Source organism: Gluconobacter sp. DsW_056 (assembly GCF_002153595.1).
Lineage (GTDB): Bacteria > Pseudomonadota > Alphaproteobacteria > Acetobacterales > Acetobacteraceae > Gluconobacter > Gluconobacter albidus.
In genome coordinates this window covers 378,230-391,232 of record NZ_JOPF01000009.1, presented here as the reverse complement: position 1 = coordinate 391,232, position 13,003 = coordinate 378,230, and the positions used below count along the sequence as shown (strand labels likewise).

13 protein-coding genes are annotated in these 13,003 nt (G+C 61.1%); 6 read left to right on the top strand and 7 right to left on the bottom strand.

Annotation, left to right across the window (positions count from 1 at the left end; all coding sequences use genetic code 11):
* The first annotated feature begins 96 nt into the window (after nucleotides 1–96).
* Nucleotides 97–891 carry a phosphatase PAP2 family protein gene (locus HK22_RS09040; protein WP_086649017.1) on the top strand — a complete coding sequence of 265 codons (795 nt, stop codon included), beginning with the start codon at nucleotides 97–99 and terminating at the stop codon, nucleotides 889–891.
* Between the two features lie 28 nt (nucleotides 892–919).
* On the opposite strand, the gene HK22_RS09035 is transcribed toward HK22_RS09040, so the two are convergent.
* From HK22_RS09035 to HK22_RS09025, 3 genes are all read right to left on the bottom strand, one after another.
* Nucleotides 920–2,362: a chloride channel protein gene (locus HK22_RS09035; protein ID WP_062108938.1), complete on the bottom strand. Its 1,443-nt coding sequence runs from the start codon at nucleotides 2,360–2,362 to the stop codon at nucleotides 920–922.
* 203 nt (nucleotides 2,363–2,565) lie between these two features.
* A complete protein-coding gene (locus tag HK22_RS09030) occupies nucleotides 2,566–3,459 on the bottom strand; it encodes a cation diffusion facilitator family transporter (protein WP_086649016.1) in 894 nt (297 codons plus the stop codon).
* 9 nt (nucleotides 3,460–3,468) lie between these two features.
* The gene (locus HK22_RS09025; protein ID WP_062030153.1) at nucleotides 3,469–4,509 is read right to left on the bottom strand and encodes a cation diffusion facilitator family transporter; all 1,041 of its coding nucleotides are present in this window, start codon (nucleotides 4,507–4,509) and stop codon (nucleotides 3,469–3,471) included.
* A gap of 174 nt (nucleotides 4,510–4,683) precedes the next feature.
* On the opposite strand from HK22_RS09025, the gene HK22_RS09020 reads away from it, so the two are divergent.
* The 3 genes from HK22_RS09020 to HK22_RS09010 all read left to right on the top strand — a co-directional run bounded on the left by HK22_RS09020 (nucleotide 4,684) and on the right by HK22_RS09010 (nucleotide 7,581).
* Nucleotides 4,684–5,265, top strand: a complete 582-nt coding sequence (locus tag HK22_RS09020) for a DJ-1/PfpI family protein (protein WP_086649120.1) — start codon at nucleotides 4,684–4,686, stop codon at nucleotides 5,263–5,265.
* A gap of 79 nt (nucleotides 5,266–5,344) precedes the next feature.
* Nucleotides 5,345–5,974, top strand: coding sequence for a TIGR00645 family protein (locus HK22_RS09015; RefSeq protein WP_086649015.1), 630 nt, complete (start codon nucleotides 5,345–5,347; stop codon nucleotides 5,972–5,974).
* On the top strand, nucleotides 5,974–7,581 hold the full coding sequence (locus HK22_RS09010) for an NAD(P)/FAD-dependent oxidoreductase (RefSeq protein ID WP_086649014.1): 1,608 nt from the start codon (nucleotides 5,974–5,976) through the stop codon (nucleotides 7,579–7,581). Before HK22_RS09015 ends, HK22_RS09010 begins: the two co-directional genes overlap by 1 nt.
* A gap of 18 nt (nucleotides 7,582–7,599) precedes the next feature.
* On the opposite strand, the gene HK22_RS09005 is transcribed toward HK22_RS09010, so the two are convergent.
* Together HK22_RS09005 and HK22_RS15450 are read right to left on the bottom strand one after the other, a co-directional pair.
* Nucleotides 7,600–8,859, bottom strand: a complete 1,260-nt coding sequence (locus tag HK22_RS09005) for an MFS transporter (RefSeq protein ID WP_086649013.1) — start codon at nucleotides 8,857–8,859, stop codon at nucleotides 7,600–7,602.
* Between the two features lie 48 nt (nucleotides 8,860–8,907).
* Nucleotides 8,908–9,039, bottom strand: a complete 132-nt coding sequence (locus tag HK22_RS15450) for a hypothetical protein (RefSeq protein WP_255376038.1) — start codon at nucleotides 9,037–9,039, stop codon at nucleotides 8,908–8,910.
* 108 nt (nucleotides 9,040–9,147) lie between these two features.
* On the opposite strand from HK22_RS15450, the gene HK22_RS09000 reads away from it, so the two are divergent.
* Entirely contained in the window at nucleotides 9,148–10,119 is a 972-nt protein-coding gene (locus tag HK22_RS09000; RefSeq protein ID WP_233142515.1) for an EAL domain-containing protein, read from the top strand.
* 72 nt (nucleotides 10,120–10,191) lie between these two features.
* Here HK22_RS09000 and HK22_RS08995 read toward each other — a convergent pair whose 3' ends face one another.
* Both HK22_RS08995 and HK22_RS08990 read right to left on the bottom strand, forming a co-directional pair.
* Entirely contained in the window at nucleotides 10,192–10,581 is a 390-nt protein-coding gene (locus HK22_RS08995; protein ID WP_062108956.1) for a YidB family protein, read from the bottom strand.
* Nucleotides 10,582–10,745: 164 nt separating this feature from the next.
* Nucleotides 10,746–11,450: a pirin family protein gene (locus HK22_RS08990; protein WP_086649012.1), complete on the bottom strand. Its 705-nt coding sequence runs from the start codon at nucleotides 11,448–11,450 to the stop codon at nucleotides 10,746–10,748.
* A gap of 236 nt (nucleotides 11,451–11,686) precedes the next feature.
* Between HK22_RS08990 and hemA the strand changes: the two genes are divergently transcribed.
* Nucleotides 11,687–12,904, top strand: a complete 1,218-nt coding sequence (gene hemA, locus HK22_RS08985) for a 5-aminolevulinate synthase (protein ID WP_086649011.1) — start codon at nucleotides 11,687–11,689, stop codon at nucleotides 12,902–12,904.
* Nucleotides 12,905–13,003: the final 99 nt, after the last annotated feature.

Below are 13,003 nucleotides of genomic sequence, written 5' to 3'. Positions count from 1 at the left end.
AGGCATCACGCGGAAAAGTCTTCGCGTCAGGGTCGCCCGACGTTAAGGGTACGGAGTGTTATTCTGTTCCAATGCTCTGACGGGATTTTCCGGCCCATGCGTTCTGCCCCTCGTTTGCCTGTTGCCTTGCTTGTATGTGCGACTGTCCTTTCGGCCTGTGCGCCCTCAGCGCGGCACAACGGAGCGTTGCCTGAAAGCGCAGCACCGGACGAGCGGCTCGTTCTGGCACCTCCGCCCGTGGCAGGGAGCGCAGCGCAGCTTGACGATGACCGGGTCTTTCGTGCCACGCGCGCCCTGAAGGATACAGCGCGCTGGCAATTGGCCCAGAGCGATGCGGATCTGGACCCGACGCATCTGGTCCGGGATTTCTCCTGTGCTGCCGGTTTTGATCTCGACCTTGCCCGGGCACCGCATCTCAGACGCGTTCTGGAGCGCATCCGCCAAGCTGTTGGACACCGGACATCCGAAGCCAAGACATACTGGCATCGCACGCGCCCCTTCGTGGGCACGAATCTGCCGATCTGCACGTCCCCTGATGGGCTCGGGCTGCATTCGTCCTATCCCTCAGGGCATACGACGGCGGGATATGGTATGGCGCTGCTTCTGGCACATCTGATGCCGGAGCACGCTACGGCGCTTCTCCAGCGCGGCCGCGTCTTCGGGGAGAGCCGGATTGTCTGTGGCGCACATTGGAAATCTGACGTTCAGGCGGGCTATCTGAATGCATCGTCCCTGATGGATGCGCTTCTGGCAAACCCGGAGCTTCAGGATGATCTGGCAGAGGCGCGTCGTGAACTTCTGGCGATGCAGGGGCATCCTGTGGCGCCCGATGCGGCGCGCTGCGCCATGGAACAGGAGGCTGCGACGCACTCCCTTTTGAGCGAGCCGTAAGAGAGGGAGGGCCGGCGCTTCTGAAAAATCAGGGCGCCGGTTTTTCCTTGTCAGAGGCGGGCGGCCTATGATGGGCACCGCGATCATTGGCCTCCATGAAGCGGTCGGCGAGGCAGCTGTAGAGCGAATGCGGGCAGATCATTTTTGATACGCCGAAGGCCAGAAAGGACGTGGCCAGCAGCGCAAGTGTAACCTGCTGGTTGTCGCACATTTCCATGACGATGATGGTTGCGGTCAGGGGGGACTGCGACATGCCGCAGAAATAAGCCACCGTGCCAAGCAGGACGACCGCGCCGGGTGTGGTATGCGGCAGGAACTGCTCCACCCAGCCGCCAATTCCCGCGCCGATGGCAAGGGAGGGGGCGAACATGCCGCCCGGTATGCCGGAGCAGTATGAGACGATCATCGCCAGATATTTGAGGATGAAGAACGAAGCGGGATAATGCTCGGTGCCGTTGAAAATGGCGCGGGCCTGATCGTAGCCCGTGCCATAGGTCGCGCCTTTGGAGAGAAGGCCGATCAGGGCCAGCACGAAGCCGCAGGATGCCGCAAAGGCGATGGGCCGCGTGGCGGCGAAGTGGCCCACGCGGCCGGGAATGCCGCGTGAGGCTTTAATGAGGATGGCCGAGAAGCTGCCTCCCGCAAGGCCACCCAGAATGCCGCAGGTCAGAACCGCGATCCAGGCAGTGCCAACCGGAACGTCCACATCCGCATGGCCGAAATACGTGTAGTTCCCGATCAGCGCGATGGCGGTGACGCCGGACAGGACGACAACCGTGAGTGTGCGGCCCGAGGTCTTCTGTTCGAAAGAGTGCGAAAGTTCCTCGATGGCGAACATGATTCCGGCGAGGGGCGTGTTGAAGGCGGCGGCCATGCCTGCTGCGCCGCCCGCAAGAATCATGCTGCGCCGCGCGGCGATGTTCGACTGTCCCAGCAGCCGCGAGAAGGCGTGCATGATGGACGCCCCGACCTGCACGCTCGGGCCTTCACGGCCGATGGACGCGCCGCAGATCAGGCCAAAGGACGTCAGCAGGATCTTGCCAAGTGAGGTCTTGAGAGACAGCACGCGATCCACGACCGCAACATTCTCGATATGCAGGGTTGCGATCGTCTGGGGGATGCCGGAGCCCTGTGCACCCTTGAAGATGGTCCGTGTGGCCCATGTAATAAGCGCCAGTCCGACCGGGGCCACGACCAGCATGGCCGCAGGGTGCCAAGCGATGATCTGATGGCGCACACCCGCCGCCCAGTCGCCCAGTCTCGCAAACAGCACAGCTACAGTACCGACCAGAACTGCGCCCAGCCAGTAGAGCGCCGTGCGGCGCCACTGGTTTGTCGTTACTTGTGCCGAACGCTTCAGATGCAGAATGCGGTCTTTGCGGCGCATGGCATGGGCAGAGGAACGTACGTCCGTGGCCGGAAGCTCTGCGGGAACAGCGGCAACGGGAGAAGGAGGCGGTGTATCGGCCAATATTCGGACGTCCGGGAAGGAGGGTCGGGCTGTGGAGGATACGCCCGGTTCAGGCCCGTGCGCTGATGATGTGCACCTGCCACCAACGCAGGAGGGGGGTCAAGGGTTCTCCGCCGATGAGGCGCGATGGATCGAATCCGTTCCGGGCTGTGTCATAAACCGCACAGTAGCGTCCGCTGTCCCCATGAAGTGAGTCTGTGGCTTCAGCTCAGGACAAGGGCGCCAGAATGTTTGGCCTTGTCTTCAGGCTCGACATGGATGTGGATGGAGGCACGGCCCAGTTCGGACCGGATGGCGGCCTCGATCTGGTCGCAGATTTCATGGGCGTCATGGACGGTCAGGGCGCTCGGCACCACGAGATGGAATTCCACGAAGGATAGGGCGCCGACCTTGCGGATGCGGAGGTCGTGGGCCTCCAGCGCGCCAGTGGCGCTGGCGGAAATCACGGCCTTGACCGCCTCCATCTGCTCGGGCGACGGCGCTTCGTCCATCAGGCCGGACAGGGAATGCTTCATCATGGAAAAACCGGCGCGCATGACGTTCAGCGCGACCAGTCCGGACAGAACGGCGTCGAGGCGGTCCCATTTGAGCAGCGGGATCAGGGAGACGCCGATCACGAGCGCCACGGTCGCCCATACATCCGAAACGACGTGTTCGCCCGCCGCCTGAAGCGCCTGTGAGGACTGTTTGCGGCCAACCGCGATCAGGATGCGGCCCCAGACGAGATTGACCAGCCCGGCCAGTGCGTTGAGGGCCACGCCGGAGAAGGGCGCGCGGATGGGTTCGGGATGGCGCCAGTCATGAACGGCGATGACCAGAATGCCGATGGCCGTCAGGACGACCAGAACGCCTTCGAGGACGGCGGACAGATATTCCGCTTTGCCGTGGCCGTAGGGATGGTTGTCGTCGGCCGGAAGGGCCGCGACGGACATGGCCCAGAGCGTTCCGACAGCCGCCACCACGTTCAGGATGGTCTCGATCGCGTCCGAAAGCAGGGCGCTGGAGCCCGAGACCGCATAGGCCGCGTATTTGATGGCAAGGACCACCACGCTCAGTGTGATGGAGGCCCGGGCGACCTTGATGCGGGTTGATGTCATGACGCGTCCTCAGCAGCAGGGCTGGTGCGTGTCGCAGACAGAGGGCTGTGTTTCAAGTTGGAAAGTGGGGTGGGCGATGTCAAACTGCGTCCGCAGCAGCGCGGCGGCGCTCGCGATGATCCGGTCCGGAGAAACGGGATGTGCAGGATCGCAGAGGAGATGAACGGTCAGGGCAGTCTCGGTCGTGCTCATGGCCCAGATATGCAGATGATGCAGACCGGACACGCCTTCGACGGACAGGAGGGCTGTCTGAACCGCCCCGGGGTCGATCCCCGCCGGGACCGCATCCAGCGCCAGATCCAGCGAATGGCGCAGCAGGGACCATGTGCCGGCGACGATGGACGCAGAGACGATCAGGCTCATGATCGGGTCGATGATCGTATAACCCGTAAACGAAATGAGCAGTCCGGCGATGACGACCGAAAACGCCATGACGGCATCCGCTGCCATGTGCAGGAAGGCGCCACGGATGTTGAGATCGTTCGAGGCGCCTTTCATGAACAGCAGGGCCGTGACGGTGTTGACGGCGATCCCGACCAGCGCGACCCAGCTGATGATCTCGCCCTGCACCATCTCGTGGGAGAACAGGCGCAGGACGGATTCCCAGACGATGCCGCCGGTCACCAACAGCAGGATCGTGGCGTTTGCAAGGGCCGAGAGGATCGTGGAGCGGCGCAGCCCGTAGGTGAAGCGTGCGCTGGAGGGACGGGTCGCCAGAACCTGCGCCAGCCATGCCCCCGCGAGACCCAATACGTCGGACAGGTTGTGTCCCGCATCGGCCAGCAGGGACATCGAATGGGCCCAGACGCCCCAAAGTGCTTCGCCTGCGACATAGGCCGCGTTCAGGGCGATGCCAATGGCGAAGGCCGCACCGAAACTTGCCGGAGCATGGACGTGCTGGTGGCCGAATCCGAAGCCATGACTGTGCCCGTCGCAATCCCCGTGGTCATGATCGTGGTGGTCATGGTCCGCGTGGTCGTGTCCTGCATGGTCATGCGGGGCGGCGTCATGATGGGCGTGATCGCAGGCGTGGTGGGGATCTGAAGTCATGGAAGCCAGTGCTGCAAGAATGAAGGCATGACCTTACCCCATGTGACGCGACCGTCCCATCTCTATATCCCCATGCGTGACGATATTGCCGAACGGCACGGGGCGTGGTGTCGTTACAGGGTGAAGACTGGCCGCAGCCCCTGGGACTGCGCCTATGAAGAAGGACAGGAAACGATGGCCGAAAAACGTATTCTCATCATCGCGGGTGATTTCGTTGAGGATTACGAAATCATGGTGCCGTTCCAGATGCTGCTTCTGGTCGGGCACAAGGTCGATGTGGTCTCGCCGGGCAAGAAGGCCGGGGAGCAGATCGCCACGGCGATCCATGACTTCGAAGGCCATCAGACCTACACCGAAAAGCGCGGCCATAATTTCACGCTGAACGCGACCTATGCCGGCGTGACGGCAGATTCTTACGACGCGCTGGTCATTCCGGGTGGACGTGCGCCGGAGCAGCTCGGCACCGATGAGAGTGTGCTGGATCTGGTCCGGGCGTTCGTCGAGAGCGGCAAGCCAGTGGCGGCCGTGTGTCACGGTCCGCAGCTTCTGGCGGCGGCAGGCGTCATCAAAGGCAAAAAGATTTCGGCCTATCCGGCCTGTCGTGCGGAAGTGCTGCTCGCCGGGGCCGAATATCAGGCCCTTCCGATGGATGGCGCTGTGACGGACGGGCAGTTTGTCACCGGTCCGGCATGGCCCGCGCATCCGGCCTGGATCGGGCAGTTCCTCAAGGTTCTGGGTACGCAGATCACACCGTAAGGGATGGGCAGCGGATCGCTCACGCCCCCATGCTCACAACATGGTGGCGAAACGCCCCCTGAAATCGTAGAGAGGAAGCATGACGACTTCCTCTCCTTCTCCCGATCCGCAGTCCACCCGACGTACCGGCAGTTTCGGCCGTGCCGAGGGCATGATGGAGCGCGCCTTCTTCGCGACCCGCTGGATCGCCGCACCGCTTTATTTCGGCCTGACGATCGGGCTGCTGCTGGTGGCGTTCAAATTCTTCCAGCAGTTGATTGGACTGGTGTTGAAGGCAACGGGGCTGGATTTCGACGATGTGTTCGTCGGTGTGCTGGATCTGATTGATCTGGTCCTGCTGGCCAATCTTCTGCTGATCGTGATGTTCTCGGGCTACGAGAACTTCGTTTCGCGGCTCGATATCCGCAGTCATGAGGATTACCCGAGCTGGATCGGGCATGTCACGTTCGGGGACATCAAGATCAAGCTGATGGCGTCGATCGTGGCGATGTCCGCGATCCATGTGCTGGCGGATTTCATCCGCGTGGACGAGACCTCGACACGCGCTCTGGAATGGAGCGTCGGCATCCATCTGGCCTTCGTCGTCTCCGGTGTGCTGATGGCCATCATGGACCGGATCATGGAGGGCTCACCGGATACGCATCATGCCGATCCCGCGCCGCCGGTTGCGGGAAAGGCAGGGAATGATTCGGGGAACGGACACCGCTGATGATCCGCATAACCGAACTGCGCCTCCCGCTCGATCATGCGGCGGAGGCGCTGCGCGAAGCCGTGCTTGCGCGTCTGAACATTGCTTCTGAAGATCTGAACAGCCTGACCGTGGCGCGCCGCGGATATGATGCCCGCAAGCGTGGCCATATCGTGCTGGTCTATAGTGTGGACTGTGACGTTGCGGACGAGGCCGCAGTTCTGGCCGCGCATGCGAGCGATCAGCATATCCGCCCGACGCCGGACACGACCTATCATTTGCCCAAGGCGACGTTGCTGGAAGGGATGCCGCGCCCTGTCGTGATCGGGGCGGGGCCGTGCGGAATCATGGCGGCGCTGACACTGGCGCAGGCCGGTCTGAAGCCGATCATTATCGAGCGCGGCAAGGACGTGAAGGCGCGGACGGTCGATACGTTCGCCCTGTGGCGCAAATCCGTCCTGACGCCTGAGAGCAACGTTCAATTTGGCGAAGGTGGAGCCGGGACGTTCTCGGACGGCAAGCTCTATTCCGGCGTTTCGGACGCGCGGCATCTGGGGCGGCATGTTCTGGAAGAATTCGTCCGTGCGGGGGCCCCGGAAGAAATCCTGACCATTTCCAAGCCCCATATCGGCACGTTCCGGCTGGTCACGATGGTCATGTTCATCCGCGCCGAGATTGAGCGTCTGGGGGGTGAATATCGTTTCGAGACCCGGGTTGAGGGGTTTGAGATGGACGGCGAAGGGACGGAACGGCGTTTGCGCGGACTGCATCTGTCGAAGGGTGAAACGCTTCCGGCGGAACGGGTCATTCTGGCGGTCGGGCATTCAGCGCGCGATACGTTTGAAATGCTGCGTCAGGCCCATGTGGAGATGGACCCCAAGCCATTCTCCATCGGCGTACGGATCGAACACCCCCAGTCCGTGATTGATGTGGCCCGTTTCGGCGCCAGTGCCGGACACGAGATGCTGGGGGCTGCGGATTACAAGCTCGTCCATCATGCGTCGAATGGCCGTGCAGTCTATTCGTTCTGCATGTGCCCGGGCGGCCAGGTTGTGGCGGCGACCTCCGAGGAAGGGCAGGTCGTCACCAACGGGATGAGCCAGTATTCGCGGGCCGAGCGCAATGCCAATAGCGGTATCGTCGTTGAGGTGAAGCCCGAGCTGGATTTCCCGGACGACGTTCTGGGCGGCATGGCGTTTCAGCGCCAGTGGGAAAAGGCGGCGTTCATCGCTGGGGGGAGCAACTACAATGCCCCCGCCCAGCGGGTTGGAGATTTTCTGGCCGGGTGTCCGTCCACGTCACTGGGGGATGTCGTGCCGTCCTATCAGCCCGGTGTAACGCCGACGGATCTGACGCTGTGCCTGCCGGCTTTCGTGACGGACGCCATCCGTGAAGCCCTGCCGCAGTTCGAGCGCAAGCTGCGCGGTTTTTCCATGGATGACGCCGTCATGACAGGCGTGGAGACGCGGACATCATCGCCGATCCGCCTGCGGCGTGACCGTGACGGTCAAAGCCCGACCCTGCGCGGGCTGTTTCCGGCGGGCGAGGGGGCGGGCTATGCCGGTGGCATTCTTTCCGCCGGGATTGATGGCATCCGGGCGGCGGAGTGGCTTGCGGCCTCTCTTTAAGAAGCCGCTGCACACCCTTCACATATGCTTGCCGGGAAGTTCCTTCGGACGGATCAGGGCGATGGCGCCTGTCACGACACTGGTGCCCAGTACGAAAAGCTCGGCTGAGAGCGGCAGGGTCAGGATGGTCGGGCCGAACATGGGCACCAGTTTCTGGGCCATGCCCTGTCCGATGGAGCCGAGCGCATAGCCCAGCCCCATGCCGAAGCTGCGGGTGTCGGACGGGAAACGCTGCGCCAGATAATGCGGGACAAGGGCGAAAATCCCCGAAGCCGCAGCTCCCATGACGAAGGCCGCAACCAGCAGCATGTTCCAGGTTGGGGCGCTCAGGAACGGCCAGATCGCGAGCATCACGACGACAAGCGCGCTGATCATGACGCGGACCTCGCCGAACAGTTCAGCAAGCCAGCCGCACAGGACCTTTCCGCCAAACGATCCAAGACAATAGAGTGTCACAGGCCAGAAAACCGCCTGTTGCGTGAGATGGTGGCTGCCACGCAGGATGGTCGGGTAATAGGTGTAGATCGCGGCCTTCTGGAATTCGAGAAAGCTCATGAAAGCGATGGCTTGAAGGGCCGCGCCCGTCAGGCGGAATTTGGGGCGCGGTGGCGGGGCTGCATGGTGCTGCTTGCCAGCCAGACGTTCTTCGCGATTGCGCAGCCAGACCGGGCTTTCCGGTACACCGATCCGGATAAACAGTGCCAGCGCGGCAGGGGCGAGGCCGATGAAGAACAGTACGCGCCATCCATAATGCGGCAGGATCAGGGCCTGTACGCCAGCCGCGACGAAATAGCCGACTTCATAGCCGGACATCATGAGTGCGGAGGCCATGGGGCGCGTCCAGGCTGGGACACTTTCCATCAGGAGGGCGGCAGAGGCCGTCCATTCGCCGCCAAAGCCGATTCCGAACATGAACTGCACGGCCATCAGCACATAAAAGTGATGCGAGAGGCCGGTCATGGCCGAAAAGACCGCAAACCAGACCACGCCGAGCATGAAAGCCGGCTTGCGACCGTAGCGGTCAGCCAGCCATCCCCAGCCGGTATTGCCGACGGCCCGACCGATGGACTGCCCCATCAGCACAGCTCCCAGATCAGAGATCGTGCATCCGAAATCATGGGCGATGTCGGGGAGCGTGAACATGAGCGTCGTCTGGTCGAAGGCATCCAGAAACCAGCCCAGAAACGAGGCAAAAGTGACCTGCCAGTAGGGCAGGAGCGCAACAAGGGAGCCTTGGGAAGATGAAGATACGGCGGAGCGGGTTGTGGCATCCGTCATGCAGAATGGTCCTGTCTCGGAGGGGAAAAGACCCCACGCCCAAGGGTGTCACAGGCCCGGAAGAAGGTCCGGACACGAAACCGTAGCAGCTTTGTACGGATTGATCGAACGAAGAGTTTCGGCATGCCGGGGGCGATAGGCCAGGCGGGTATAGGCCGGTAATCCGGGTTCAAACGACATCAGAAAAGCCTGCACCATTAAGGAAAAATTAGGGTGTTGAGCGGCAATGTCCCGACATGAAGAACGGAGGTGTCCGCATTGGATGATCTAGGACGGGGAGCGACTTCGGTGGCGGCAACTCCTCAGGACCTGTATGTCGGTCAGACAGGCAGGGTGGATGGGCTGTCCGAACCGCCCGAAGGTAAACCGGACTATGCAGCTTCCATGGCTGAGTCCAGTGCGGGAATGTTTGCCACGACGCTGCGGAGTCGCAGGGCCCGGCAGAAAAGTGCCCTGCCGCCTCTGCGATGGCTGCCGCGCTTCGTGCTGGGACGCAGCGGAACAGACAAGGTGCTCGGGGCGCAGGTGGACATGAGCCAGCTCTGGCTCTCGGTCCCACGTCGGACCCTTCGCAAGAGTCGGCGCAAGAGTCTGGGCCAGCAGCAGAGGGAGTTTGACTCGGATCTGCTGGGAAATGCGTGTTCACAGGCCGCGACATGGCCGGATGGGATGCGTCTGATGGTCTCTCTGGAGGACGATCAGGCTCCTGACGGAGACTTTAACGGTCGCCTGAATGCGGTTCTTCAAAGTAGCGACTTTCCTGTCAGCCGTCTGGATCTGGTTTTTCAGGAAAGCGGCCTGGCTCAGGAGGACAAGGAGACCTGTTACACGCTCTCCGCCCTGCGCGATCAGGGATGCCAGATTTTTCTTGGTGGGTTTGGAAGTGCCCCCTCCAGCCTGAGCCTTTTGCGTGAGCGTGCTGTCGGGGGGTTGTTGGACGGCGTTCAGTTCGACGCGTCTCTGCTGGCACCCTCGGACATGACATGGCGGCAGTCGGGGCAGGCTCCGCTGTTGGATGAAAGCGCTATGCTTTTCTACCGGGCGGCCCTTGAAGCCGTGAAAGCGCTCGGCTTGAAGGTACGGGGTGTGGGAGTGGACTTTCCGGATCTTCTTGCATTCGTACAGAAAGTCGGATGTGTTGAAGCATCCGGGGCTGTTCTGGCTGCGCCGGAAACGACCGCCCAGATCAGTGAACGATTTGAAGAAAACGCAGGGCGGCCGCGTCGTCGACGTATGGCGAGAACGGCGGAAGGTCTCTGACGAGACCTCCGCCGTTCAAAAACCTGCAATTCCCGGTCTCTGCAATTTCTGATCAGTGACCGAAGGAAGAATTCAGTTGATCTTGCATTGGTAACTGAAGAGGCGTTCCGGGTTTTCCCGAAGCATGGAAGCCAGCATGGGAAGCACTTCGGTGAGGGCTGTCTCAACAGCTTCCGGCGACTGGCCTGTCTGCTCGCAGATGTGGTTTATCCTTTTTTCCCCCATGAGATCCTCGACCTGCTCCGGTGAAAGCGGGGTCGAGGGGGGAACGCGGACTTCACTGATCGTCGTGGCAAACTGACAGTCTTCCTTCATCATCCTGATCGTGACTTCAGTCAGACCCGAGCGATCAGTACTGGCTCCACTCAGCCAGTCACCAAAACGGGTGAAAACGGATGTTGAGGCCTGGGCTTCGGTCTGGCCCTTGCCGGACTTCGTTGTGTATGTGCTCTGGATGGTCATTGTCAGGTTCCTTCTGTCAGAAGAAAACGGGCCTTTTCCGGGCTGGTGGCCCTCTCACAATAACGTCTGTTCCCTGATCGGGATGCGAGAAGGAAGAAACACCTTTCTGTGTTGTTTGTCACAGAAATTCCTCCTCTTGTCACAAAGCCTGACTGCCCTTCCTGTCAGCGCAAGGCCGCGCTTTCCACGAGGACGATTTCCGCATCTTCCCGCGCGGTGATCGTGATGCTTTCCACATCATGAAGGGCTGCACCGTCCCGGTGTCCAACGATCCGTCCGTCGATTTCCACGCTGCCTGTAGCAGGAACGAGATAGGTAAACATGGTGCTGTCCGTCTGGAAGGTCAGGGTTTCTCCTGCCCTGAGTGTGGCGCCGCAGACCCGCCCGCGTGTGCGGATGGGGAGGGCGTTATCTTCCGGAAAACCCGAAGCAAGGGGCACGAGGCGCCCGTTGCGCTCATGACGTGGAAACGGACGGGTGCCCCATGATGGTTTGCCACCCGTCCCATCCGGGATCAGCCAGATCTGAAAGAGCGTTGTGGCTTCGTCTTCTCGATTGAACTCGGAATGCGTGATCCCGCTGCCTGCCGACATGACCTGCACATCCCCCGTTTCGGTCCGGCCGCGATTGCCGAGGCTGTCTTCATGTGTGATCGCGCCTGTGCGGACATAAGTAATGATTTCCATGTCGCGGTGCGGGTGTGCGCCGAAGCCGTTATGGGGCGCGATGCGATCGTCGTTCCATACGCGCAGCCGCCCCCAGTGCATCCGGTTACGATCCTGATAGTCGGAAAAGGAAAAATGATAATGGGCGTCGAGCCAGCCGTGATCGGCATGACCGAGAGTGGCGAAGGGTCTGATGTCCAGCATGGCGTTATGCTCCTGATTGATGTCTTGCTGAAGATAATGGGGTGGGGTGGTCAGGGAGAAAATGGAAAGTATGGAAATGCACAGTTTCCAGGAACGACATGGTAGATCCGTCACGTCATGCAGGTCGGTTGACTTCCAGGGGTGGGAAATAAACGGCTGCGGTTACGGTCTTATCCGGTGGGAGATCTTGGCGAGACCGTGTCACAGGATTACAGTGCCGGGCAGGAGAAAACGCGATGAACTATGATGCGATGTTTCAGTCCGCTCTCGACGGTCTGCATGCGGATGGCAGTTACCGTTACTTTGCGGATCTGGAACGCCGGGCAGGTCATTTTCCCAAGGCTTTCCATCATGGCCTGGGCCGTGATGTAACGGTCTGGTGCTCGAACGACTATCTCGGCATGGGCCAGCACCCCGAAGTCCTGACGGCCATGCACGACGCACTGGACGAAACGGGCGCCGGAGCTGGTGGAACCCGCAATATTTCGGGAACCAACCACTATCATGTGGAGCTGGAAAAAGAGCTCGCTTCCCTGCATGGCAAGGAAAGCGCACTGCTTTTCAACTCCGGTTATCTGTCAAACTGGGTGACGCTCGGGACCATTGCAGGACGTCTTCGCAACTGTGTCGTGTTGTCCGACGAGCTCAATCATGCCTCCATGATCGAAGGCATCCGTCACTCGCGGGCCGAGAAACAGATCTTCCGTCATAATGATGTTGCGGATCTGGAGCGTCGGCTGAAGGAACTTCCTGCGGACGTTCCCAAGATCATCGCGTTCGAGTCCGTCTATTCGATGGACGGCGATATCGCTCCGATTGAGGCGTTCTGTGACCTAGCCGACAAATATGGCGCCATGACCTACCTCGACGAGGTTCATGCGGTTGGCATGTATGGCGACCATGGTGCGGGTGTGGCCGAGAAGCTGGGCCTGTCCCACCGTCTGACGGTGATCGAGGGAACGCTGGGCAAGGGCTATGGCGTCGTGGGCGGCTATATTGCTGCCTCTGCTGCGCTTTGCGACTTTGTCCGCTCGTTCGGGTCCGGGTTCATTTTTTCCACGGCCCTTCCGCCGATGATCGCGGCTGGCGCTCTGGCCAGCGTGCGGTATCTGCGCAACAGCAGTGCCGAGCGTGAAGGCCAGCAGCGGGCCGTGGCCTATCTGCGACAGGCTCTCGACAAGGCGGGCCTGCCCCATGTCATGAACCCGAGCCATATCGTGCCGGTCATGGTAGGTGAAGCCGAACTGTGCCGCAGCCTGTCGGATGAGTTGCTGAACCGTTTCGGTAACTACATCCAGCCCATCAATTTCCCGACTGTCCCGCGTGGCACGGAACGTCTGCGCATTACGCCGACGCCGCTTCATACGAACGAGATGATCGACGAACTGGTGGAGGCGCTGGCCACGCTGTGGCAGGAGCGCCAGCTCAAGACGTCCAAATCCGTAGCAGCCTGAATGAGGAAAGGGCGGATTTTTCCGCTCTCTTTTTTCAGGTCATAAAAGGCAGACCTTTTGTAAAGGGTCTGCCTTTTTTTGTTTCGTTCAGGCTTGGGA

What these genes read in the sequence shown, in the direction of transcription:
- HK22_RS09040 (WP_086649017.1), top strand. Translation starts at nt 97, where the DNA reads ATGCGTTCTGCCCCTCGTTTGCCTGTTGCCTTGCTTGTATGTGCGACT.
- HK22_RS09030 (WP_086649016.1), bottom strand. Translation starts at nt 3,459, where the DNA reads ATGACATCAACCCGCATCAAGGTCGCCCGGGCCTCCATCACACTGAGC.
- HK22_RS09025 (WP_062030153.1), bottom strand. Translation starts at nt 4,509, where the DNA reads ATGACTTCAGATCCCCACCACGCCTGCGATCACGCCCATCATGACGCC.
- HK22_RS09020 (WP_086649120.1), top strand. Translation starts at nt 4,684, where the DNA reads ATGGCCGAAAAACGTATTCTCATCATCGCGGGTGATTTCGTTGAGGAT.
- HK22_RS09015 (WP_086649015.1), top strand. Translation starts at nt 5,345, where the DNA reads ATGACGACTTCCTCTCCTTCTCCCGATCCGCAGTCCACCCGACGTACC.
- HK22_RS09010 (WP_086649014.1), top strand. Translation starts at nt 5,974, where the DNA reads ATGATCCGCATAACCGAACTGCGCCTCCCGCTCGATCATGCGGCGGAG.
- HK22_RS09005 (WP_086649013.1), bottom strand. Translation starts at nt 8,859, where the DNA reads ATGACGGATGCCACAACCCGCTCCGCCGTATCTTCATCTTCCCAAGGC.
- HK22_RS15450 (WP_255376038.1), bottom strand. Translation starts at nt 9,039, where the DNA reads ATGTCGTTTGAACCCGGATTACCGGCCTATACCCGCCTGGCCTATCGC.
- HK22_RS08995 (WP_062108956.1), bottom strand. Translation starts at nt 10,581, where the DNA reads ATGACCATCCAGAGCACATACACAACGAAGTCCGGCAAGGGCCAGACC.
- HK22_RS08990 (WP_086649012.1), bottom strand. Translation starts at nt 11,450, where the DNA reads ATGCTGGACATCAGACCCTTCGCCACTCTCGGTCATGCCGATCACGGC.
- hemA (WP_086649011.1), top strand. Translation starts at nt 11,687, where the DNA reads ATGAACTATGATGCGATGTTTCAGTCCGCTCTCGACGGTCTGCATGCG.